Origin of the sequence: Anaerolinea thermophila (genome assembly GCF_020723905.1) — a bacterium.
Classification (GTDB): domain Bacteria; phylum Chloroflexota; class Anaerolineae; order Anaerolineales; family Anaerolineaceae; genus Anaerolinea; species Anaerolinea thermophila_A.
In genome coordinates this window covers 140,649-165,229 of the sequence record NZ_DYHZ01000008.1, presented here as the reverse complement: position 1 = coordinate 165,229, position 24,581 = coordinate 140,649, and the positions used below count along the sequence as shown (strand labels likewise).

General features: G+C 51.1%; 18 protein-coding genes. 5 read left to right on the top strand and 13 right to left on the bottom strand.

Annotated elements, in window-relative coordinates; genetic code table 11:
* Window positions 1–32: 32 nt before the first annotated feature.
* Window positions 33–1,109: a sensor histidine kinase gene (locus LHF31_RS12895; protein WP_298009680.1), complete on the bottom strand. Its 1,077-nt coding sequence runs from the start codon at window positions 1,107–1,109 to the stop codon at window positions 33–35.
* A gap of 127 nt (window positions 1,110–1,236) precedes the next feature.
* On the opposite strand from LHF31_RS12895, the gene LHF31_RS12890 reads away from it, so the two are divergent.
* Entirely contained in the window at window positions 1,237–3,207 is a 1,971-nt protein-coding gene (locus LHF31_RS12890) for a glycosyltransferase family 39 protein (RefSeq protein ID WP_298009683.1), read from the top strand.
* Here the strand turns inward: LHF31_RS12890 and LHF31_RS12885 are convergent.
* The 4 genes from LHF31_RS12885 to LHF31_RS12870 form a co-directional block, all read right to left on the bottom strand.
* Window positions 3,204–4,670, bottom strand: a complete 1,467-nt coding sequence (locus LHF31_RS12885) for a hypothetical protein (RefSeq protein WP_303774285.1) — start codon at window positions 4,668–4,670, stop codon at window positions 3,204–3,206. The genes LHF31_RS12890 and LHF31_RS12885 overlap by 4 nt on opposite strands.
* Window positions 4,654–6,159 (bottom strand): hypothetical protein, encoded by a 1,506-nt coding sequence (locus tag LHF31_RS12880; RefSeq protein WP_298009691.1) that lies wholly within the window; start codon window positions 6,157–6,159, stop codon window positions 4,654–4,656. Before LHF31_RS12880 ends, LHF31_RS12885 begins: the two co-directional genes overlap by 17 nt.
* Window positions 6,160–6,223: 64 nt before the next feature.
* A complete protein-coding gene (locus tag LHF31_RS12875) occupies window positions 6,224–7,726 on the bottom strand; it encodes a glycosyltransferase family 39 protein (RefSeq protein WP_298009694.1) in 1,503 nt (500 codons plus the stop codon).
* Window positions 7,723–8,964, bottom strand: coding sequence for a glycosyltransferase family 87 protein (locus LHF31_RS12870; RefSeq protein WP_298009697.1), 1,242 nt, complete (start codon window positions 8,962–8,964; stop codon window positions 7,723–7,725). The genes LHF31_RS12875 and LHF31_RS12870 overlap by 4 nt, the downstream gene beginning before the upstream one ends.
* A gap of 87 nt (window positions 8,965–9,051) precedes the next feature.
* Here LHF31_RS12870 and LHF31_RS12865 point away from each other — a divergent pair, with 87 nt between their 5' ends.
* Complete coding sequence (locus tag LHF31_RS12865; RefSeq protein ID WP_298009700.1) at window positions 9,052–9,840, top strand: carbon-nitrogen family hydrolase; 789 nt, start codon at window positions 9,052–9,054, stop codon at window positions 9,838–9,840.
* Here LHF31_RS12865 and LHF31_RS12860 read toward each other — a convergent pair.
* The 4 genes from LHF31_RS12860 to LHF31_RS12845 form a co-directional block, all read right to left on the bottom strand.
* The gene (locus LHF31_RS12860) at window positions 9,837–11,333 is read right to left on the bottom strand and encodes a hypothetical protein (protein WP_298009703.1); all 1,497 of its coding nucleotides are present in this window, start codon (window positions 11,331–11,333) and stop codon (window positions 9,837–9,839) included. The two genes, LHF31_RS12865 and LHF31_RS12860, sit on opposite strands and share 4 nt — an antisense overlap.
* Window positions 11,330–12,925, bottom strand: coding sequence for a glycosyltransferase family 39 protein (locus LHF31_RS12855; RefSeq protein ID WP_298009707.1), 1,596 nt, complete (start codon window positions 12,923–12,925; stop codon window positions 11,330–11,332). The genes LHF31_RS12860 and LHF31_RS12855 overlap by 4 nt, the downstream gene beginning before the upstream one ends.
* Entirely contained in the window at window positions 12,922–14,451 is a 1,530-nt protein-coding gene (locus tag LHF31_RS12850) for a hypothetical protein (protein ID WP_298009710.1), read from the bottom strand. Before LHF31_RS12850 ends, LHF31_RS12855 begins: the two co-directional genes overlap by 4 nt.
* A gap of 106 nt (window positions 14,452–14,557) precedes the next feature.
* Window positions 14,558–15,685: a hypothetical protein gene (locus LHF31_RS12845; protein ID WP_298009712.1), complete on the bottom strand. Its 1,128-nt coding sequence runs from the start codon at window positions 15,683–15,685 to the stop codon at window positions 14,558–14,560.
* Between the two features lie 251 nt (window positions 15,686–15,936).
* Between LHF31_RS12845 and LHF31_RS12840 the strand changes: the two genes are divergently transcribed.
* Window positions 15,937–17,991 carry a thioredoxin domain-containing protein gene (locus LHF31_RS12840; RefSeq protein WP_298009715.1) on the top strand — a complete coding sequence of 685 codons (2,055 nt, stop codon included), beginning with the start codon at window positions 15,937–15,939 and terminating at the stop codon, window positions 17,989–17,991.
* On the opposite strand, the gene LHF31_RS12835 is transcribed toward LHF31_RS12840, so the two are convergent.
* From LHF31_RS12835 to LHF31_RS12820, 4 genes are read right to left on the bottom strand one after another with little or no spacing between them, the layout of a single operon-like run.
* The gene (locus LHF31_RS12835; protein WP_298009718.1) at window positions 17,988–20,582 is read right to left on the bottom strand and encodes an FtsW/RodA/SpoVE family cell cycle protein; all 2,595 of its coding nucleotides are present in this window, start codon (window positions 20,580–20,582) and stop codon (window positions 17,988–17,990) included. The two genes, LHF31_RS12840 and LHF31_RS12835, sit on opposite strands and share 4 nt — an antisense overlap.
* On the bottom strand, window positions 20,579–21,448 hold the full coding sequence (gene mtnP / locus LHF31_RS12830) for an S-methyl-5'-thioadenosine phosphorylase (RefSeq protein WP_333656931.1): 870 nt from the start codon (window positions 21,446–21,448) through the stop codon (window positions 20,579–20,581). The genes LHF31_RS12835 and mtnP overlap by 4 nt, the downstream gene beginning before the upstream one ends.
* Window positions 21,448–21,900, bottom strand: a complete 453-nt coding sequence (locus tag LHF31_RS12825; protein ID WP_298009724.1) for an FHA domain-containing protein — start codon at window positions 21,898–21,900, stop codon at window positions 21,448–21,450. The genes mtnP and LHF31_RS12825 overlap by 1 nt, the downstream gene beginning before the upstream one ends.
* Complete coding sequence (locus LHF31_RS12820) at window positions 21,897–22,661, bottom strand: FHA domain-containing protein (RefSeq protein ID WP_298009727.1); 765 nt, start codon at window positions 22,659–22,661, stop codon at window positions 21,897–21,899. The genes LHF31_RS12825 and LHF31_RS12820 overlap by 4 nt, the downstream gene beginning before the upstream one ends.
* 16 nt (window positions 22,662–22,677) lie before the next feature.
* Between LHF31_RS12820 and LHF31_RS12815 the strand changes: the two genes are divergently transcribed.
* Together LHF31_RS12815 and LHF31_RS12810 are read left to right on the top strand one after the other, a co-directional pair.
* Entirely contained in the window at window positions 22,678–23,097 is a 420-nt protein-coding gene (locus LHF31_RS12815; RefSeq protein ID WP_298009731.1) for an archease, read from the top strand.
* A 12-nt stretch (window positions 23,098–23,109) separates the two neighbouring features.
* Complete coding sequence (locus LHF31_RS12810; protein ID WP_303774284.1) at window positions 23,110–24,561, top strand: RtcB family protein; 1,452 nt, start codon at window positions 23,110–23,112, stop codon at window positions 24,559–24,561.
* Window positions 24,562–24,581: the final 20 nt, after the last annotated feature.

The following is a 24,581-nucleotide window of genomic DNA, read 5'->3' as shown; positions in this document are numbered from 1 at the left end:
AGTCCTCCTGTGTTGGGAATAATGATGATCCATTATGCTTCCGCTTCGAGGATCGGTACCTGGAAGGTTACACGTGCTCCACGCCCCACACCGGCATCAATTTCCATGTATCCTCCCAGCAGTTCAACTCGTTCGCGGATGAGTTTCAACCCGAGAGCGCCAGACTTTTCCACTGCATCCGGGTCAAAGCCTTTGCCATTATCACTCACCGACACGCGTAATGTGGTATCGTCAGCCACCAGGCTGACCGTGATCTGTACTCGAGGCGATTCCTGATTGTGGCGATAGGCATTACCAACCAGTTCCTGAATGGCGCGGAAAATCATCACCTCCAGGAAGGATTGATAGCGCCGCTCGCTCCCTTTAATGTTAATGTTGATATCGCATCCAGTTTGCTCTTTCAGGCTTTCCAGGTAACGCTTGATGGTAGGGAACAACCCCAAATCGTCGAGCATCATCGGGCGCAATTCAAAAATGAACGTGCGCACCTGCTTAAAGGTATTGGTAGCGGCGTCTTTCAGGCTTGCCATTTCTTCTTTTGCGCGCGCCTGATCAATATCCAGAAGCCGGGCGACAATTTCGGTTTGCACAATGAAATTTGAAAGTGCCTGAGCAGGTCCATCATGCATTTGGCGGGAAAGACGCTGGCGTTCTGCCTCCTGGGCATTAATCACCATTTCCAGCATGGCAGAACCGCTCCCCGAATACCCCTTTCCAGAAATTTTTCCTCCTTTGCCTGCCATGGGAAGCATTTGACGCACTTTTTCAATCAGCGTCACGTACCGTCGAAGGGCTTCTTCATCATTTTGCAGTTTATCCAGTTGTCCCCGCATGACCAGCAAACGCTGTTGCGCATCCAGTGCAGCATTGTATGCCATCTTGATATCGCTACGAGGCATGGTATCAAACTGCGCCTGCACCTGTTGAAGATGTGCCGTAATGCTGGCATTGCGCTGAGTCAGTTTAGCCAGTTCTGCCTGACTCTGCGTCAACATGAGAGAAACTTCTTTAAGCGTCCGCTGGGCTTGCTCGTACTCGTTATCCAGTTCCTTCAAGAAGGCTTCCCACGGATTTTCTTCTGTTCCGGCATTGGGGACCTGAAGTGCCATACGCATTTCTCCTGCTCTTGATGTTGGGGCACGTTCAAACGTTCATAGTATACTATGAGTGGTTTATACAGGCAAATCTTTCTCTTCTTTGTATTAAACCAATTTTGCCCTGTATTTATTCTATCTCATGAAACGATTCTGGGTGCTCTTCCTGTGGATTTTGCTCGTCCTGGGCGGATATTATCTGTATCATAAGCCCGTACGTCCAGAAGAAGTATGGAGCGTACTCCAGGCTGGCTTATCCCTGCTCACTGCTATTGCCATGATAACGCTCTGCGGCGCAACAGGCGCTCGGATATTTCGCGAAACTGCTCTGGAAGGCTTGCCCCGATGGGCAGTACAAACTGCTCTGGGGGCAGGAATCTGGAGTCTTATCTGGCTTGGAACTGGATTTGCCTTTGGCTACTCCAGATGGATGTTCTGGTTACCTTTCCTGCTCTTCCTGCCTCTGTGGAAATACGTGCGGGAATGGTTCTCCCCGTTGACCACGCTATCTGTCCATTGGAAATCCGCCTCTACCCTGGAAAAAGGTCTGGCTGGCATCGCTCTCTTGCTAACCCTTGCCCAACTATGGGTTGCTCTGGCACCTCCGGCAAGATATGATGCGCTAACCTATCATCTGGCACTACCGCAACAGTACCTGGAAACCGGTAAATTGCGCCTGATCCCTGAAAACCCCTACTGGGGGCATCCCCAACTGGCTGAAATGCTGTACACATGGGCAATGGGATTATTTTTGCCCCAGAGTGCAACAGCCTTTTCCTGGCTGATCAGCGTAGTCTTCTGGCTGGGTTTATGGGGATGGATTCAGGAAACGATTCAGGAGATTTTCCCTCATCATGCTAACCCGACAGGCGGATGGATTGCCCTGATTGCGGTCCTGAGCGGAGCGTCGATCCGCTGGATGAGCGCCTGGGCATACACAGATTTGTTTTCTGCTCTGTTTGGACTTTCTGCGCTGATTTTATTCATGCACTGGCTAACAAAACAGCAGACTCGCTGGTATCTATGGATGTGCGTGTTCATTGGGATGGCAGTGAGCGTGAAATACACATCTGGAGTTCTGGCACTTGTGCTTTTTCCGGCTGTGTGGTTTTTCTCCCCTGAAAAACGCCGAAAAATCGTCGTTTTTCTCCTTGGAGGATTGCTTGCCCTGGCTGTCTTTCTCCCTTGGCTCCTGAAAAACTGGGGGTTTACGGGTAATCCTTTCTTTCCTTATCTCATTCCAACAGCGGAGTTTTCTACCTGGCGGTTGAGCGCCGCCAACCAGGCTCCTGAGTCCGTGAACTGGCTGGCACGTCTCTTTCTGCCGGTTACGTTTACCTGGATGGGCGTGGATGGCGCCGCTGGACCAGCCACCGATATTGGACCATTACTGGTGCTGTTGGCTTTGCCGGGGTGGTGGACTATCCGCCACACACCGCTGGGAAAACTCAGCGGGTGGTCGTTCCTTCTTTTATGGATAATTCTCGGGCTGGCAGGAGCGCGTTATGAACACCTTCAGCAAACGCGCCTGTACTTTGCATTACTGCCTCTGATTGCCCTCAATGCAGGCATTGGGTGGGAATTCATTCAGGATGTCCGCTGGAGAGAAGCGCGCCTGTCCAGAATTACAATGGTGCTGGTCCTTCTGGTAAGCGGGTTAGTCCTGTGGCAGGATGTCTTCATGCTGGTAAGATCCCAAACCATTCCTGCAGTTCTGGGGACGATCTCCCCACAGGCATATCTGGAAAATCAAACTGGCGTGTACATCCAAGCCATGACAGATCTGAAAAAATTGCCTGCAGGCTCCAGAGTCCTGTTTCTATGGGAAGCCCGCAGTTTTTACGCGCCATCCTTCTGTATCGCCGATCCGTGGATTGACCGCTGGCGGGCTGATCTGCACAAACTGGGAAGCCCTGAAAATGTACTGGAAACCTGGCGAAAAGAAGGCGTTACCCACATTCTCATCCACAAGACCGGAATGGATTTTATGAAAGGTGCCGACCGCGCCATGTCCCCCAAAGACTGGCAGGCGCTTGACGAACTGCTGAAAATGCTTCCACCCGCCCAGCCGCTTGCAGGTGGATATTACCTGCTGATACCATTAAGCCCCTAACGCCAGCGGTAAACGGTCATATTCTCCCCGCCCGCCTGCGGAGCAAACTTTCCCCGGCTCTGATACACAACCGGTTTTCCATCAGTCAGATGTTCATACCAGCCCGGGAAGGTGACCAGATAATCTACCTGTTGTCCATCCAAAAATTCTCGAAGGCGCGTTTCATCGCGAATGAAAGGAATTACCTCTGGTGAGACCAGTCCTGCCAGATCCACCAGTTTGCGTTGAGAAAAATAGCCTATCGCGCCAATATCGTGGACTGCAATCAGGGCATCGGATGGAGTATTCTGCTGTACCCATTGCGCGGTTTCTACCATTTCGGTTTCAATAATGGCTACATCGGTCGCATAAGCCTGTGCCCCCAGAAAAACAAACCCCAGAGTGACCCCTGCAATACTTCCTATCCACACCCGGCTGATGATCCAACCCCAGCGTCGCAGACTCAACCCTCTTACCAGTTGAACGGTTCCCATCAAAGCAAGAACAAAGTAGACCGGCATTGCAGGCATGAGGTAACGTCCATGCTGGTATGTGACAGGAAGACGCAGAGCGTAGAGTGCCACATATCCAATTACCCATGCTGAAGTCAACAGATAGGCAATCCGTTTCTCTCGAAAGGCAAGGAAAATCCCCCAAACGAAACCCGGCAGAAGAAGTCCGCCTGCCCCTACCAGCATTACTCCAAAAGAACGCAAGAAGCGAACCCATACAGAAATTTCGTACAGCAACGCATACTCTGCCTGTTTGGCATAGAAAGTGTTGGGAAAAACGCTTCCTGAAATCAACCAGTTGAAGGCGATGTAAGGAACAAACAGAATCAGAAAACCCGCCAGGAATTTTCCAGCCTGTATCCACTGGACTTCTCGCCTGGAAAACTTCCACAGCCACATGAGAAGAACGGGAGCAGTCAACGTGATGGCATCCGGGCGAATCCAGATTCCCACGCCAATGAGAATCCCCATCACTCCCCACCAGGGTTGGAATGCCCCCATCAACCACAATACTGTCAGCACCAGCACAGCCATGAGAGCGGTTTCCATCCCCGAAAGCGCAGCCCAAAGCAAATGCCACTCCATACCGATCAATAAGGCACCTAAAGCCAGATCGATGCCCGTTTCCCGTTGAAACCAGTTTTGCGCCACAATCATCAGCCCAAGTAAAGACATGCCACCCAGAAAGAAGGTCCACCCATAGGGGATGGAAGGCGACGTCCAGTATCCCACAGCCAGCAGGAAAGACCACAACGGCGCCGTTGACCCCGCTGAAGGCTGTCCTGGAATGAAAGCCCACTCGCCCCCTTTTGCCAGATTGCGGGCATAGGTCTGATGAATCCAGGCATCATCCAGTGGAAAGCCAATACGATATGTTTGATGACTCATCCACAGATAGAGAAACACTCCCGCTCCGGCAAGTAAAATTGCCACAGTGTGTGTCCAGTGCCCGCGCCTAAGGAATAAATTCATAGATACGCACCCCTTCCACTGCGCCTCGATACATCAAATCCGAAGTGCTGGCAGGATTCGAATACCACTCCGATAAATACCCCGCATTATTTTCATCCAGCAATAAAAAGCGCGCTCGATAACGTCGCCCCGCAGAAAGGACATTCTGTTCCGTTCCATAAGGAATGACCACGGCTGCTCTGCCCGTGGCAAATGTATAGCCGGGGGGATTATTCACCATCACCACATCTTCCGGTTGAGCCCCTCCCTGCTGCAGATAGAGTTCCACACGAAGGGCCTGCTCATAAGACTGCTTCCAGCGAATTTCCTTCCCTGTATCCGTGCCAATTACCATACTGGTATACATTCCCAGAGATAGCAGGAAAGAAGTCCCCACCAGCAACCCATACAGGAACCTCAACACCTGATGACCGCGCTCCCATTTACGCCACTGAGAGATTTTCAGCACCATCCACTCAATCCCCACCGGTGCCATAACCCAGAAGAGACTCTGAACTCCAGCCCCGGCATGGAAAAACGAGCCATTGATGCCCGCGTAAGGGAAGATCAGGGTAAATACCCCGAAAAAGACCGCCCACATGCCTGCAGCAAAGCGTACTCCCTGGTGTTTTCTAAATAACCAGAGCCCAACAAGGATGAATGGAAAGAGGGCAATCATTCCTTGCACCGCCACACTGGTTTGCAGGTTCGCCAGTAAAGCCTGCCAGCGCCCCTCCAGATGGGTATGCCAACCCGCCTGAAGCCAGCGTTGAAAGGACAACTGGCTGGCAGGGTAAAGATACAGGTCTTCGTAGCGAGTCATCCACAGGGTCAAGCCATTCCCTGGAGGGAAGACACGTCCAAACTCAAACACATTTCTCAGGTACCACCCCGACATCACCACAAGATAGCCGGACAGAATCAGAACCGTCCATTTCAACATGGACAACAGAGCCTGGCGAGCGGATGAGCGGTCTAACCAGATACGTCCATTCCACCAGATGAGCCCTCCGAAAAGCCATAAAAGACCATCCGCGCGAGCCAGATGGAGAAAGCCGGCTACCACCCCAAATGCCAGACCGGTAAACCAGCCCTGTGACATTGCCAGCAAAATTGCCACTCCACCCAGCAAAATCACCACAGGAAAAGCATCTGTTGAGGGTAAGTAAGGAAGATAAAAAACTGGAAAGAGGGCAAACAAAGCACTGATCCAAGCCTTGCGTGGATCCCCATGAAAACGGAGTGCCATTCTAAAAACGAATGGAGGAATGAATGCTGCAAGGAGGCAAAATATTGCCTGGACCCCGCGAAAATTACCGGTCAAAGCCCACCCCGGAACGGAAAGAAATGAAACCAGCGGCATCCAGTAGGTAAACGCAGGTTGAGGAATCCTTACCGGATCATCCAGGTAATTCCACAAAAATGGTTGCACCCACCCCTTGCCGCTGGCAAGTTCACGCCCCATGACAGCGTAATACTCCGCATCCATGTAGCCGGGAACGCTTTCCAACCACCCTGCTCCCGACACAAGCAGCAAAGCGAGAACAAAAAGCACAAAAGCACTGAAAAAAGGCTTATGGGAAGCGGAAGACATAAATCCACAAATCCCGGTAGTTCATGCGATCTTCTTCAACGGCATGACTGCGCAACCAGATCAGCGCAGGGTGTTCTCCATACCCTAAACGCTGATAATCCTGTATGGCCTGTTGAAATACAACAAAATACACCCGTCTGAATCCCTGAACGGCATGCTGGATATCCGGTTGAGGGAAAATTTGCATGGCTTCCTGCGAACCCCGTGCGAAGGTATCATTGCCACTGCCGGGAATATCCGCCAGAAAGACCTGAGGCAGGCGCGGGTTGTAGAATTTTACGGGAAAGTAACTTAACTTATTATCGTGAACGACCACTTCACCGGGGGTTAACCGGGTTTCCAGGTCTCGAGCAACCTGCTGAAAGGGTGCACGCGGGAAATCAAGGAACCCCACCTGAATGGGAATGCCAATCAGGGCACCCAACACAAAACCGGAAAGGATAAGTTTTCCTGCCCCTTGCTTCCAACGTTGCACTATTACAGAAGATGCCATAGCCAAAAAAGCAAATGAGGAAATGATAAAACCACGAGGAACGAAGATGGGTTTAAACAGATAGGAACCAATAAAGAAGAGAACTGGAACTCCCAGCATGACCACCCAGAGAAGAGCCATCCATTCATGTATGACATAGCGCCGTAAGACTTCTACCCAAACCAGAACAAAGGTCTCCAGGGCAATCAATGCGCCAATCCACAACCAGATACCTGTCAAAGGTAACCCTGTGACCCAGACAAGGGGGATCTGAAGCCAATCCACCACACCCGGACGCCACAACCACCAGTCATACCGAATTTTTGCCAGTTGGGCAGGTAATACGGCAAGCCATGGAACAGAGAGCAGGGCAATGATCAAAAAAGCCGCAGTGATCTGAAGAAGGAAACGCCATTTCCGCCGAAAAAACAGGTACAGAGGAACGGGTGCCAGTCCCAGGATTGCCACATTATGGGTGTACATGGCAGTGGTTCCGCTCAAAACTAACCCCGTCCAGTTCCCAATCTGATGAGAGAACGGCTGATCCTGGACTTTCCACAAACGGACAAAAAACCACAGAAAAGCAGTTTGAGCGCAAAGTAAAAGGGCATAATTGCGCACATCCTGCGCATGGTAAAAGTGAAAAGGAGAAATTGCCGCCAGAAATCCTGCCACAAGAGCCGTGCGTCGGTCGTTCATTTCCTGTACCCAGTTCATCAACAGCCAGATTGCCAGCAGAGAAAGTATCACAGTGAGCAATCGGATGAACCAGTCCGATTCGGAAAACTGGATCCAGAAATGCAGCAAGAAATAGTACAGGGGGGGCATGGTGTCAGCAGCGGTGCCACGCACAATCTCAGGCAGGGAACGCTGAGCGAGGAAAATGCTGAACACATCGTCATAGTGAAACGGACGGGAATGGATTCCCAGCAAACGCACGACAAAGGCAAAGAGCAACACAGCCGCATGCCCTGCCGAGGTATTCTCCAGCCGCTCCCAGAGAGATTTCATCGCTTCCATTCCATCCAGGACCCTAAAGGATGAAACGCCCACCAGCGTACCCAATACAATAAAAGAAATAAAGTAAATGGCAGGGGGAAGAACATCACCGGGCTCTGGATGGGCTGATCACCGTATTCCACTGTAGAAAGGAAAATTGCCCAAATCCCCACAAAGAGGAGAAGCAAGGTGATGCCGGATGCAACTGCCGCACCCCTGTGCCAGCGCTCGTGCATGAGAGCAAAGGCAAGAATGATTCCGGGGAATAGAACAACAAAATTTCCCGGATCGGTCTGGATGCCAATCCACTGGGAGATATTCAGGGTAAGCAATGCCGTCCACAAAAATCCCCGAAATTCTGCCTGCAAACCTGCACGCCACTCGACAATTAACATTAGCGTCATCAGAAAGGTAAGCGCCCAGCCCAGCCGTACCCCAAAAGAGGGCCACCACTGCGCAAATGCCGCCCCTGGTGTGCCGGGAGGATTATAGGCAGGATACCGCAGAACTTCCCGTAAGTTCTGAATGATCCAGTCGGGAAATATCAAACCAGCAGCCAGAGAAAGCAAAATGACTGTACCTACCAGCCAGCCCACAAAGCGCCAGCGTCCCTGAACAACTCCCCAAATGAGGAGAAATGCCACAATCAGCACCACCACCTGCGGTTTGATGGTGGCAAAAGCAAACAACACCCCTGCCAGTTCATCGGCGCCGTCGCGCAATGCCAGCAACCCGCCGGTGATGAACAGAGCAACCAGGATCACAGCATTGCCATTGATGAGTGGACGCAATCCGTGATACCAGAGTAGTGAGAAGACTAACAATCCTGCCAGCATGAGCGGCGAAGGCTTCCAACGACACAGGCGCAGACTCAGCAGGGTAATGCCCACCAGTGCGGCTTCCAGCACCGTCATCCACACAGCACGAGCGAGATGGAAATCGGAAATCAGGGCAAAAGGCAGGAAAAACACGACTGAATAAAGCGGATACGCCACCCGCAGTTCATGTTCTCCGGGACGGGCTGGTCTTCCATAAGCAAGGGTTTGAATTCGCAAAGCGGCTTCATCGCTATAAGGGCTGATACCTTCAAAGAAAAGCACCCGGGTTCCCACCCAGTGAACCAGAAAATCATTTCCCCCCGGGTTCTTCAGCGTATACTGGTAATTTGACCAGGTCACCCCGGCAAGTAAAATACCCAGAAACAGGAGCACCGCAGCCAAAAGAAGGATTTGATTCTGTGAACGATTCAACGTCTTTCTCCCTCAAAAAATAGAATTCATTCCTCACATATAGTACAATCTTTTTGATAATTATACCGGTACTGCACTGAGGACTTTATGAATCCTGTCATTTCCCTTGCCCAAATGAACATTGAACCCGGCAACCTGGAGAGAAATGTCGCAACCGCTTTTGCCATGATTGAAGATGCGGCGAAGCGGAAAAGTTCGGTTGTGCTTCTGCCCGAATTGTGGTCCAGCGGATATGATCTGGAACAGGCAGAAAAACATGCTCTTGAGACCCCCCACATCCTGCAAACGCTCTCTCAAATGGCAACTCAACACGGCATTGCCATTGGCGGTTCCCTTCTGGAAAATACAGGAGAGGGAATTTACAACACTTTCTACTGGGTTTCTCCCACCGAAGGGATTTTTTCTTATCGGAAAATCCATCTGTTTCGTCTTATGGAAGAGGACCGCTGGCTCAGCCCCGGGGACCATCTTCAGATGGTTTCCACTGAACTGGGAAAAGCAGGACTGGCTATTTGCTACGATTTACGGTTTCCAGAATTGTTCCGCCGGTATGCCCTTGATGGCGCTACCCTGTTCCTGCTGAGCGCCGAATGGCCTCTAAAACGGGTTCATCACTGGCAAACCCTGTTACGTGCCCGGGCAATTGAAAACCTGTGTTTCATGTTCGCAGTAAACTGTGTGGGCCCGGCTTATAAGGATGTGTTTGGCGGCACCAGCGCAGTGCTTTCTCCATGGGGAGAAACCCTGGCAGAAGGCAGTCAAACAAATGAGGAGTTGATCACCGCACAAGTTGACCTCAGCCAGCTGGAACGAGCGCGCAGTTTCCTGCCCATCTATCAAGACCGCCGTCCTGATGTATATCGCCTGAGCGATTAAGGCACGCGCCGTAAAATCACAGCAACATCATCGCGGTAAAGAGCCTGCCACATGGAATCGCTCTCAAGAGTTCGTACCAGTGCAGATGAAGCAGGCATGAGAACCCATTGAACCTTATATTCTGCAAGCACTTCCTGCCAGCCTTCAGACAGGGTAATGACCTGTTCGTACTGGCGGGTAAGCGCCTCTCCGTAGAAATCCGTTTGCCCATCAATAAACACCCGAACCTCTGGAAAAGCGCGATACAGAATATATCCTCCCCATGGAAAATAATTAAACACGTTTCCTTCCTGTGGGTGGATTTCCAGCCAGTCCATTGCCTTTACCGGAAAGACTTCGGGGGCAAAGCGGGCAGGAATCCATCCACTGCGCGCTCCCCAGACCGACAACACAATGACCAGCAGGAAGGTGACCCAGCCACCTGTCTTCGAATCCACGCTTTGCAGACGAAGATTAAAGTGTTGCAATTTATCCAGCCAGACAAAATACCCCTGCCGTTCTTTCCAGAGCATTTCAATGCTCTTTGCCAGAACTGGAGCCGAGACAACCGCAAATAAGGGGATATTTCGGGCGCTATACAACCCCATGGCTGTCCAGAGAACCACTATAAGCACTTCGTCCATTCGAGGTTTCTGACGACTGATACCCCATACCCCCAGGAAGAGGATCACCATGAAGAGGAAGGGGAAGGTGCTGGGGGTGTGAAAATCGGGAGAAAGATATTCGGCAGTGTGTCCCACCAGATAGGCATTGCGCACATACCCCACCGAAGTCTTCCACAAATCAAGCCCGGCAGGATTGATCAAACTGGCAATCAAAGAAAGTCCGCCAACCCACAACCAGGAGCGAAATTTCTCAGAAAGGGCGTCAACAGACATTTTTTCCACCCAGATGTTCCAGAACAGTCCCAAACCATAGACTACCCACACCACAAAACCTGCCAGAAACGCGCCATGCGTATTTGCCCAAACCAGCATCAACAAAGGGAGAAAAATCCGCCCATACCGTTTCCCCTGAAAGAGGTCCTCCAATCCTTTGAGCCATACAGCCAGGAAGAAAAAGGTAAATAAATGCGGGCGGGTAAGCCAGTGTAAACTGCTTGCCGCCATGGTAAGGAGGGTGACAAAGATACTGGTCAACCAGCCACCACTGCGCTCCCAGGAGAGTTGAAAGATCAGTACAGCCGTCAGAGCAATCATCAAAGCACATAACCATACCACACCCGCCAGACCCAACCAGCGCTCCATTAAAGCAAACACAACCTGCGCCACCCACTCATGTGGAGTAAGGTCCTCTCCGCCCATGGTGTGGGAAAAAACATCCTTTGTAGGAATCCAGCGGGTGTCCAAAATGAATTTTCCAATGGTCAAATGCCGTCCCAAATCCCCATCAACGTTCATCATCCTTTCTCCTGAAGCCAGGACGGCAAGGAAAAACATCAACCCAATTAAAATCTGTAGAGAAGGAAACAACCAGCGGATAAATCGATTCATGGCTCTGCCAGTTCCTGTATGTTCAACTGATTCGGTACAATTTTCTCGCTCAGGTTATAGAACACCAGATAATCCCCGATCAACTTTTCCTTCCAGGTTACCCCTCTTTCCGTAAACTGCTGACGGATGATTTCATTGAGCCGTTCGGTCTGTTGCGTGGTAATGTACGCCACCCGATCGCTTTCATTCACCAGACAATTGTAAGGTTCATAACGGTTATCGCGGGGTGTATAGGAAAGGTTGAGATGATAAGGCAATGAAGGAATAAAAATCAGCGTTTCATCACTTTCAAATGCCAGCGGATAGGCAACCCAGTAATGGGTATAACCGCGCGTTTCTCCCTGCTCGGTCAGGAAGCGAATCAGTTCAGCATCATGCTTGCGATTGATCCTCGTGCTGGCATCCAGTTGAGAGGTAAACCCTGGAGGATTTTCCAGAGCACAGGCAAGATTTCCGGCAAAAAAGTAAACCAGTAAACTGACAAACACCGTCACCCTTGCCCATTTTGGTAGGGGAGCCTTTTCAAAGAAATGTGCCGCTCCCAGTACAAGAGGAACACTCATGGGCAGAAAATACCTGCCCGTGGGGTCTTTGCTGAACTGAGTGAACAGATAGGCAAAAATCAGGGTCCAGCCTACTCCAGTAATCAACCACCAGCGAGGACGATGAGCAGAAGGTTGAGACAACTGGCGATAGACCCACAGAAAGACTGCCAGCCACGCCACCAGCGCCAGTGGGATAAATGCCGGTACCAGCCACTCCACCGACCAGGGTGGACGGAAACCCAATGCCGCTGGCAAGGCGATCAATAAGAGCCAGGAAAGATGAAACCCCACCCGAACGATCCACGGATATGGCTCTGATACCGTTGGAGAGCCCACCAAATCTGAAAGCAGGCTGAAGAAACCATGCTGGCTGGCATAAATCCACAAAGGTAAAGCCCCTACCACTCCCCCGAAGAGGGTAAGAGCCCCTTTTTCCACCAGGAAGAGCAAATCGCGCCGTTTTAACCATTGATAGAGAACAAACAACCCTGCGGGAAGGCTGTAAACCAGAGTAATGGCATTACACCATACCCCCAGCCCCATCCAAAAGCCCAGACTCCAGACCAGTATTCCCGAGTCGGATTTTTCCAGGCAAAGGGCTGAAAGTAAAATCAGATTTCCAATCAACAGGGCTTCCCCGTATCCTCCCAGGGTAATGGTGGTATAGAGAGTCATATTGACGACGGGTATGGCACTCAGTGCCACTGCCCACAGACCAATTTTTTCATGGTCAAAGGCATCTTTTCCCAACAGGTAAAGCGTGTACAGGAAACCCAGATACAGCAATCCCTGAACCAGGCGAATCACCCAGATATGTTGCCCCAAAAGGGCAAAGCCAGCGGCAATCAAATAGGCGTCCAGACTGCCCATGTAACTTTGCCCGTAAAAGAAAATCGGACGTTCGCCCTGCAGAATATGCTTTGCCATTAAGGCTACAATGGCTTCATCGGCATTAAAGGGCACACGTTGGGTAAAAACAATGAACCCTTTCCACAGCAGAGAAATCAAAGCACACCCGAGAAAAATCCAGAGACTTTTTCTGCTCATGGGATCCTGCCAAAAATCAATAATCCGTCACTGCCGTACATGTCTGTGGGGATTTTCTTCAAAAGTTTGTAAGACTGGTGAAACCAGTCTTTCTGCAACAGCCCTTTGCGCCCGTACACCTCCAGAATGACCAGATAATCTGGCTGAGCATCCCGAATTAAATCGGGAGCCACCGCGTAATTGATCGCATAGTAAGATGGGTCAAGGGGGTAATAGCGAACGCTTCGGGCAGAGTTTAAGCCAACAGTGTCCAGAATTCGCAGGTTGGTTTCATACCCGAGGACACCAACATCGCCCGCTGCCAGTACCGCCTGAGGTTTTTTTTGCGCCCGTAGAAAATCCGCCGCTTCTTTGTACAGCAATTCCAATTGAATATATGCCATATCGGGTGCGGGACGGTTTGGACCATGATCGGGAACGATCCGCCACTCGCGTAACGATAAGATTGCAGGAAATACTACGCACAAGGTTACCATCAGTGAGATCGCCCAGCGGGGGAAAGTACGAAGACCTTTCACCCATCCTCTAAGCACCGATTGACCGCCAATGAGAATTTCCAGAAAATAAATGGGAAGAGGCGGCGTGAGATACCAGCGGAAAATCAAAGGATTGGGCAGGGCAAAGGCAAGAAAATACAGCCATGGATAAACAAACCATGCTCCCAGACGTGGAGCCGTCCGAAACATCCTTAAAATTCCAACCAGAGCAAGGAAAGGATACACAAACAAGCCAATTCCAATGGCAATATTACCTATCCAGTGATATTCGAAGAAAGGTGTGGCGTAATGCTGTAACAGGCGAATCAGCGCCGCATGGGGTTCCAAACGGTAAGCCAGAAGTTTGGCAGTAACCGAATGGGGAAAGGGACTGCCGAAATACATCCACGCAAACCCATACCAGCACACAACAGGAAGAAGGAAAATGCCCAAAGCCTGCCATGGAATGCGCCGGTCAGGTTGCCGCAGAAAGCGCCATCCCCAATCCAGCCCCAGCAACCCTACCATGAGGATCGCATCCACCCGGGTCAGTAAAGCCATAGCACCTGCAAAAGCGGTAAGCGGAAGGTTCTCTTTTAAATAAGTCCAACCCATGAAGGTTAGCAGGAACACGTACAGGCTGGTTTCCAGTCCGCCAATCGAGAAAGTGACCGAAAAAGGAGCCACAGCCCACACCAGAGCCGCTGATAGCCCCGCTTTTTCGTAACCAACCTGCCTGCCAATGAGAAACAGGAAGACGCAGGTCAATGCATCAGCAACGGCGTTGAAGAGCCAGGAGATCACTGGAAAAGGCGCGCTGGCTCCGCCACTCAATGCACCCAACCCTGCCATGAGCAGGGTGTATAAGGGAGTAGTCGTTCCCATTACCCGCTCACCCGGGTTATAGACAAACCCCTCACCGCTCACGAGATTGCGGGCATAGCGATAAGTGATGTATGAGTCATCAATGGTTCGAGGTCCAGGAATCAGACGGGCAAGCAAAGCCAGCGCGATCAGGAAGCCAATCCAAATGCGGGTTGCCTTTGACATACCCCGATTATACAATCACCTCTCTCAACCTTCCCCTTACGAACACCTGTCAAAAAAGAAAGGGCGCCGCGGTGAGTCCGGGCGCCCCGAATCGGTGTAGAAGAAATTAAAGCACTTTATGATAAACGCGGTGATTCTTCCAGGGTTTGCTCCCGGCAACCAGAATATCCTTACGAATCTGGACAGCGGTTTCCGCCATCTGGGTCAATTCGCCCTCGGTAAACCGGGAATTCTCCAGGAATTTTGCCATTTCAGCGTATAGAAGGACATTTCCTCCTCTCCCATGATACTCAGGCAATACCCCCACCCCATTGAGAGAAATGAATTTCGTTCGCTTCATTTCCTGCATAAAGTCTATCAGTCCCCATGGGGTAATGCGTCCTCCCTGGCGCTGAAGCGCGGCACTGATATCGGGAAAACCAAAGAGGAAGCCCACCACTTCGTCGTTGTAGGTGATAATCTTAATCAATTCAGGCACGGCTACCATGAGCAGGTTATCCAGAATGAATTTGACTTCTCGCGGGGAGAGCGGGTAATACTCCCAGTTGTTTACAAAGGCTCTATTGTAGGCTTCGCCAATTTTAGGCGCCCATGCCACCAGTTCCTTCTTATTACGGAAATTCACCACTTTAAACTTGCCCCGCTCAATCACCCGGCGAGCCACCTCATGCATCTTCTCAGGCAGTTGGAAATTTTCCCGATTAATGTAAGCAGATACAAAATCCACTTCTTTTTCAAAGCCCAGGGCTTCCATGAGTTTGGGATAGTAATCAAAGTTATAGTTCATCATCGTCATCATCTGACGATGTTCAAACCCTTCAACCAGAATTCCATACCCGTCGAAGGCGCTCAACCCTTTCGGACCAACGATTTCGGTCAATCCACGGGCTTTGCACCATTCAGCAGCGCGGTCAAACAGAGCGCGCGCCACTTCCAGATCGTTAATGCAGTCAAACAAATAGAACTGGGCTTTTTTGCATTGATGGTACTCATTGAAAGGGCGATTTTCCAGGATGGCAATACGCCCCACCACTTCTTTTCCCCGCAAAGCCATGAAGAAATCGCCATCTGAATGCTCATAAAAGGGATGTTTCTCCCGATCGAGCATTAAACGAATGTCCGAATAAAAAGGAGGCACCCACTGAGGGGTACCGCGATACAAATCATAATGAAACTGAATGAAACGATGAACCTGTTCCCGTGAGCGGGTATCCACTTGCTGGATGGTGAGCATAAAACCCTCGCAAATGAAAAAGAATGAAAAGATCGTTTATGGAGTATACACCGAAATCTATCTTAAGGTACTTGTGTTTTGAAAATTCCTTTCGGGTAAAAGATAATCCTCACAGTGGCATAGTACTCCCTGTTTTTCTTTACAAGCCATGAGAGTTTTCCAAAATGTTATATGGCGTTCTCTCAAACATTGCGTTCCTTACCGATATCCTCTATACTCAAACAATAAATTTGATTAATCAGGTAATCATTATGCCCAATCACCTTATTCATGAAACTTCTCCTTATTTGCTTCAACATGCCCATAACCCGGTTGACTGGTATCCATGGGGTGATGAGGCGTTTGAAAAAGCCCGCCGTGAAGACAAACCCATTTTCCTCAGCATTGGGTATGCCGCCTGTCACTGGTGCCATGTAATGGCACATGAATCGTTTGAAGACCCTGACATTGCTGAAATCCTTAACCGGTATTTTGTGCCCGTCAAAGTGGACCGGGAAGAGCGCCCGGATGTGGACAGTATCTATATGAACGCAGTCATTACCCTGACCGGTCAGGGTGGCTGGCCTCTCAGCGTCTTTCTCACCCCAGAAGGCAAACCATTTTATGGGGGAACTTACTTTCCGCCAACCCCGCGACATGGCTTACCGTCTTTTCGAGATGTACTTCTTGCCGCACTACAATCCTGGGAGAACGACCGTGAAGATCTCTTCAAAGCCGGGGAACAATTGTCCAAACATATCCGGGCTATGAATGATTGGGGGATAGCACCGGGAATGGTCCTCCGCGCCAATCTTCTGGAGCAGGTGACCCATGCGTTGCTGTCATCTTACGACCGCCGCTACGGAGGATGGGGAAACGCCCCCCGGTTTCCCCAACCAATGGTGCTGGAATTTCTCCTCATGCAAGTAACACGTGGGAATGTAGATGCTCTGAAACCTGTAGAGCATAACTTACAGGTCATGTCGAGAGGCGGGTTATATGATATTGTGGGCGGAGGATTTGCCCGCTACAGCACCGATAATGACTGGCTGGTTCCCCATTTTGAGAAGATGCTTTACGATAATGCCCAATTAGCCAGCGTCTATCTTCATGCAGGCATTCTGGAAAATCATCCCTGGTTTCTCCGAACTGCCACTCAAACCCTGGATTTCCTGTTAAGAGAGATGGCCCATCCTCTGGGAGGTTTCTTCAGCAGTCTGGATGCCGATTCCGAAGGGGAGGAAGGGAAATATTATCTCTGGGAATACAATGAACTTCGTCAAATCCTTGAACCTGTCGGACTATGGGATTTCTTCCTTCAGGTATTTAAAGCATCCCCTGAAGGCAATTTTGAAGGAAAAATCATCCTGCAGGCAAGAGCAGACTGGGAAAGGCTCCCGGAATTAACCGGGTTGTCTGAGAACGCCTTCCAGGAAAAGTTAGATAACCTGCGGAAATTCCTTTCTCAGACAAGAAACCTGAGGATACGTCCATCTGTGGATGATAAAATCATCGTTTCCTGGAATGGTCTTGCCCTGCGAGCATTTGCAGAAGCCGCCCGCTACTTAAATCGAAACGATTACCTTGAAGCAGCACAGCGAAATGCTCACTTCCTGCTTGAAAACCTTTATACTCCCAAAGGGTTGATGCGCACGTGGCGAGAGGGCACTCCCCGTCAATGGGCTCTGTTAGAAGACTATGCGTCCCTGATTCTGGGATTACTGGCTTTATATCAAAGCGATGATCAGGTAAAGTGGTATGAATGGGCTGTCAGACTCGCTGATGAAATGATTGCCCGCTACCGCGACCCCGCAGGTGGATTTTTTGATACCCGTGACGATCAAAAGGATCTCCTTCTACGTCCCAAAGATTTTCAAGATAATGCCACCCCGTGCGGAAATTCTCTGGCGGCAAATGCTTTATTAATGCTATACGAATTTTCTGGTGAAAATTCGTACTATCAACTGGCAACTCAGGTTTTGCCGCTTCTCCAGGATTCGCTGGTCAAGTACCCCACGGCTTTTGGATTCTGGCTTCAAGCCGTTGATTGGACAATGGGACCCGCCAGGCAGATAGCCATTCTGGCTCCCAACAACTTGGATGAAGTGAAATTATTCAAAAACGTGCTCTGGAAAACCTATCGCCCACGCTTAGTGTCCGCTGTCTCAACCTTTCCCCCTGCAGAAAAATGTCCTGCGCTTCTGCACAATCGCTCTGTGCTGGATGGAAAAGTTACCGCTTACCTTTGTGAAGGCTTTGTATGTCATCATCCCACCAGCGATGTCCATATCTTCCGGGAACAATTAGAACCAGGGGACGGGGATTAGCGGGAATTCAAAATGGCTTCGAACAATTTTGCCAGCCACTGCCGGGCTCGCTGAGGATCTTCTTCCTCTAAAACCCCCGCGATGACTACTGGCGCCCCTTCCCATTCCTGTGTGGTGCCCCCGATCATCCAGGTAATTTTTTGCTCGCTCCCTACAACCGCAACCGTCTGCCAGTACAATTGCCCGGGGACGCTGAGGATTTGCTGAGCCTGCCGGGCAATACTGGCAGGCACTACCCCTGTACTGGTTGGATAATTAATCACCACCCAGCCCTGATGAGGGGTATGAACCGCTTGAACCAGCCAGGGAGATGTCATCATACCCTGATTGCTTAAAACCCCAGCCGCAACCGCCATTTGTAAAGGAGAACTCTGCAGCCAGTTTTCCAGTTGCATCATCTGCCCGGGAGTATCGGCTAACCGATACTGAGGCGCAGCCACCGGGATCGGCAACGAGTAGGCACGATCGAAACCCAGAGATCGCATGAGGCGGTCCAGTTCGGAAGGGAAGAAGGCTCTCAATAAAAACTCCAGAGCCGCCGGGCATCCCCGTCTCAGTGCGGCATTCCATGAGGCATTTTCAGGGGGCAATGTACAGGATTCAGCAAGTTCCCGGGGAAATTCCGGAAGCGGAGATTTATTCACACTTCCCAGCAAAACCATGGGAGCCAGGGCATTTCCCACAGGATACTGCCCCTGCACCGCCCTGTTGACCAGCGGGGCATGCGGATCCACAACCAGGTCCTGCCAGATTTCCCCCAACCGGTTGGGGTCAAAGGTTGGATGACTGACCAAGGCAAGAATTTCTCCACTTTCTGCGTTCATCACCACCAACCCGCCCTGATGTTCTCCCATCAGGGAATCGGCTACCTGTTGGATGTCCAGGTTAATGGTCAGACGCACATCCAGCCCAACCGGTGGTTGACTGTACAGCAATCGATTCCACCAGACGAGCGACGAAGGCACCCCTTGCCAGCCTCTCAGGTAGGAATTCATTGAGGCTTCCAGGCCTGTTCTGCCATACAATGGGTGGTTATACCCCAGGGTATTCGCCAGGTCAGGATATACCCATGCCCGTTGAAACTCACCGGGCCTCCCCATAGAGTGAACAAGCACCTCTCCATTGCGGTCAACGATGCTTCCCCGTTGAACATACCGATCATACAGGTACTGGCGTGGGTTATCCACCCGCTCAGTCAGCGTTTCCTGACGGATAACCGCCCACCATCCGGTTACCAGGGCTAATCCCCCCAGAAGGGCTAAACCGGCAAAAGACAAATGAAGGTGTGCCCCTACAGTGTGAAGCGCTGCAGGTTCCTCGCGATTATCCCGGCTGATGGAATACAGCAAACCTGTTGCCAGTAAAGAAGTGAGCAGGGAAGAGCCGCCATACGATAAAAAGGGCAGGGTAACTCCCGTAAGGGGTAATACACGCAGATTTCCGGCAAGGATAAGCACAATTTGCGAGGTAAAATATGCCACAATTCCAGCGGCAAGATAACGATGATATTGCTTCCCGGCAAACAACGCTATCCGCATCCCCCTGACCAGAAACAGGGCATACACCAGGAGGAGCCCAATCACCCCAATCAAACCGGTTTCCTCAGCAATGGCGGTGAAGATAAAATCCGAAGCCGCCACAGGCACCACGAAAGGAAATCCAGCGCCGGGTCCGGACCCCAGTACTGCGCCACTGGCAATTGCAATGAGCGATTGAATGATTTGATAGGAACGTCCAGATGGATCAGCCCAGGGGTTTAACCAGGCTTCTACCCGGTAGCGCACCACATCGATGAAAAAGGTCCCGGCAAAACCAGCAATCAGCAAAGCCGCTCCTGCCAGTAAGAGCACTTTTTTCTCGCCTGTAGCCAGATAAAGGGTCAGTGTGTAAATCAGGATAAACAGTGTGGCTGTGCCCAAATCTCGCTGAATAAGAAGAAGTCCCAGAGCCAGAGCCAGTAAAATCAGGGTGGGTAAAACCAGACGCAACAAACTTTTCTGGAGAAATGGGCGTTCAGCCAGATAAGAAGCCAAAAAGACTACCAGCAAAAGTTTCAAAGGCTCAGATGGCTGAAAATAAATACCGCAACACCCCAACCAGAGACGGGGACCTTCACCTCCGGGGTAAGTGCCAAAAAACAACGTGAGTCCAGTCAGTACCAGCCCGCTGACCAGCCAGAGGACGCGATACTGCCTGAGAAACTGAAGGACGCCTTCCTGTCGAACCAATAGCGCCACCAGGATAAGACCAAGCACCAGCCAGATGGACTGGCGCAATCCAAGCGTGAAATCCAGCCGGAAGATGGTGAGAATCCCCCAACCGGAAAGGATGGCCACCAGAGGAAGCAAAAAATGATCGGCTTCAAAGGCAAGGCGCCGACTGAAATGATGCAGGGTGCCAAACCCGATTGCCCAGATAACCCAACCCAGCCAGTGTTTCCACTCCAGAGGAAAACTTTCTCCCCGGACTTTCACTGCTGGGGCAAGAGTCAGCAAAATGGCATATACCAGCAGAAATGCACCTGCCAGTAAAAGCAAACGCCTTTGTACCCTTTCTACGGGCGAAGGGAAGGGCACCGCTGAACGATTCACGAGAGATAACGTCCTACCAACAGATTCAATTTTTCCCGGGTTTCCTGAGGAATGCGTTCCCGTGCGGTAATTAACGCATCGGCGAGAGCACTCTGACACCCACTCTGGCACGGTACCGGCAGATGCGGCATCAATGCCTGAACGGCTTGCTGGGCAATCTCCGTATTCTGGAGCAAGGTGCGAATGACCATTTCCACAGTGACCGGGGCTTCACTGACATGCCAGACATCGTAATCGGTGACGTGTGCCATAATGGCATAGCACATTTCCGCCTCTCGCGCCAGAAACACTTCCGGAGATGCAGTCATCCCGATGATTGACATTCCCCACGAACGGTATACATTGGACTCGGCACGGGTAGAGAAGCGCGGGCCTTCAATGGTAATCAAAGCGCCACCAAAATGGGCCGTTCCTCCCACCTGAACGACCGCCTCAAACACCTGACGAGACAGGTCTTTACATACCGGGTCAGCCACACCCACGTGGGCTACCAGTCCATCCCCAAAGAAAGAACGCGCTCGTTTATGGGTGTAATCAAAAATCTGATCCGGAATGACAATATGCCCGGGAGCGTAATCCTCCCGCAGGGAACCACAGGCGCTGATGCTGATCACCTGCCTGACCCCCAGCATTTTCAGGGCATAGATATTGGCACGGTAATTCACCTCGCTGGGAGAAAATACATGACCGATACCATGACGCGCCAGAAAAGCCACCTTTTTGCCTTCCAGCGTACCCATGACAATCGGCGAACTGGGTTTGCCAAATGGCGTATCAACTTCAATCTGCTGGATATCCGACAAACCCGACATCTGGTAAAGTCCAGAGCCGCCAATGACACCTAAAACCGGAGCATGTTCTTCCATCATTTCCTCCTGGATGGTTGTTTCTGAGGTTCTTTCAGGGTTACCCGAATGTTTACCTGACCACAGCGTAACTCATCGCCATTCATCACCACCGTGGGCGAAACCACACGCTCCCCATTCAAGAAAGTGCCGTTGGTGGATTTCAAATCCTCCACCCACCACTGATGATGGTGATAAGACAGGCGAGCATGCTGGGAAGACACGGTTTCATTTCGAATGGTGTAGTTTGCCGCGGCACTGCGCCCGATAAGAATTTCCGGAATGTCAAACGTAGCAGGTTGTTCTTCCAGTAAGTTGGTCACTTCCAGCGTCACGGGAGGAATCTGCGGCGCCTGTAACGCAAGTGTCTGCATGCGCAAATCGCTCCACAAAATGTAAAGCGCCCAGAGCAAAAAGGCATACAGCAATACCACCAGAACAAGGCGAAGCAGTAGAAAGAGGATACCGATCATGCAGTTGCACTTCCCTTCGAAAGGGTGGTGGTATCGGCTGTATCTTCCTCTGGAGCAGTTTGCTCATCCTCTCCATACACCAGCGTTACCCCTGCCAGAGAGATGACATCCCCGGGTTTTAAAATCCACTGATGCACCGGAATATGATTCACCATAGTACCACCCGTAGAATTTAGATCAAACAGCATGAACCCTTCCGGGCTGTGCCGAATCTGAGCATGGTGACGCGAAACTCTGGGATCATCCAGAATCAGGTGATTATCCTTCATCCGCCCCACATTGACCACACTCTGTTCCAGAGGAAAAATTTTGCCCCCCTGAATAATAAGGTAAGCCCGCTTTCCTTTTTGTTTCGGTTGATCCGTAAGTGGGTTAGGCATTGCCCGGGTGCTGTTCCCCTGATCCGGCAAATCCCAATCCACCCAGACATCTGCTGGTTTTAAGGTGGGATCTTCCACAAACTGAACAGCAAAATGCACCTGCACCCCCTGCTCCCTGGCAACCTGCTGAAGCGAAAACACCAGGTCATTCATCACCGCCGGGTTGCCCTGAAGATGGGATTTCACCAACGGGGAAACTCCAATCCATAAAAGGACATTGGGCTCACCAGGAACATCCTGTGGCTGGGTTGCCAGAATCAGTGGCAGAGCCCGCTCCATTTCCTGAAGAAAACGAATTCGAAAATCCTCGCTGGAGGAATCCATCCACCCTTCCAGCCACTGCCTGAGCAGAAATTCAATGCGGTCAAGGGGAAGGTTCATACTTTATAATTATAATATGGCAAGTACTCCAAAAACTCCGATTGGCTTTGAAGAAATTGAACATACTGCCGATTGGTCGCTCAGGGTTTGGGCACCGGACTTACCAACTTTTTTTGAACAAGCCGCAAAAGGAATGTACCAGTTAATGGGCGCTGAATCGCTGAGCGCACCCATAGAAGAAATAGAGTTAACTGTGACGGGTGAAGACCCCGAAACTCTGCTGGTGGCATTTCTTTCAGAACTTCTTTATCTGCTGGAGAAAGGAAAAGTAGCCCACAGGTTTTACATGATCTTTGGAGAGAAGAGCCTGAGCGTTCAACTGAAATGTCTGCCCTTGAAATCCATTTCCAAAGAGATTAAAGCGGTTACCTTCCATAACCTGGCGATTCAATCATTAAACGGGCTTCTGGAAGCCACCATTACGTTCGATGTATAAAGGAGGTGAAAGATGATTACCCTCCAGACTTTTCAAAAGATCAGCGATTACGAGTGGGAAATTCCCCAAACCTTTCGTTCCGGAATGCGTGTACCGGTACGCGTTTTTGCCACACGCCGTTTACTGGAAAAAGCCCTTCAAGATGCCTCCATTGAACAGGCGGTGAATGTCGCCACCCTTCCCGGTCTGGTTGGACGCGTTCTGGTGATGCCTGACATGCATCAGGGTTACGGCTTTCCCATTGGCGGCGTAGCGGCAACCCGCTATCCCGACGGGGTCATTTCCCCGGGGGGAATTGGTTACGACATCAACTGCGGGGTACGCCTGCTCTCTTCCACCATTGCATTTGAGCAAGTCGAACCGTATCTGGATACACTTGTTGCCGCGCTTGACCACCACTGTCCCAGCGGAGTTGGTACACGCGGAGCGCTCCACCTGAGCGACAAAGAACTGGATCAAGCCTGCCGGTCAGGCTCGCGCTGGGCGCTCAAGCAGGGAATGGCAACCGAACAGGATCTGGAATTCACAGAAGAAAATGGCTGCATCGAAGGCGCTGCACCGGAAAAAGTGAGCCCACGCGCAAAAGAACGAGGACGCGAACAACTGGGCACCCTGGGCGCGGGCAATCACTTCCTGGAAGTAGAAGTGGTTGATCAAATTTTCGATGCCGAAGCCGCGAGTGCAATGGGACTGTTTGAGGGGTGTCTGGTGCTTTCCATCCACTGTGGGTCGCGGGGTTTTGGACATCAGATTTGCTCTGATTATGTACAGGAATTCCAGGCCGCGGTGCGGCGTTATGGCATCCAGTTACCAGACCGGGAACTGGTCTGTGCCCCGCTGGATTCCCCCGAAGGACAGGCTTACCTGGGAGCCATGCGCGCCGCTGCCAACTATGCCTTCCTGAATCGTCAAATTCTGGCACATCACGCCCGTCAGGCATTCGAGGAAGTGCTCAGAGGAAAAGTGAAAAACTGGCATTTACGCCAGGTTTACGATATTGCCCACAATATCGGGAAAATCGAGACTCACGAGGTAAATGGCGAAAAAGTCAAAGTGTGCGTGCATAGAAAAGGCGCCACACGCGCTTTTGGCCCCGGATCTCCAGCCATTCCAGAGGCATACCGGTCTATTGGACAACCTGTGCTGGTCCCGGGCAGTATGGGGACCGCCTCATGGGTACTGGCAGGCACTGAGACCTCGATGCGGATTTCATTTGGTTCGTCCTGTCATGGCGCAGGGCGGGTCATGAGCCGCAATGAAGCCAAACGTCAGGTGCGCGGCGAACATTTGAGAAAAGAACTGGAAGCAGAGGGGATTCATCTTCGTGCCGGCTCCCTCTCCGGGCTGGCAGAAGAAGCGCCACAGGCCTATAAAGATGTGGATGCCGTTGTTGAAACCGTCTGCGGAGCAGGCATTGCCAGAAAAGTCGCCCGTTTGCGCCCGGTAGCCGTCGTGAAAGGCTGATAAGCAAGGGTTCGGGCAGG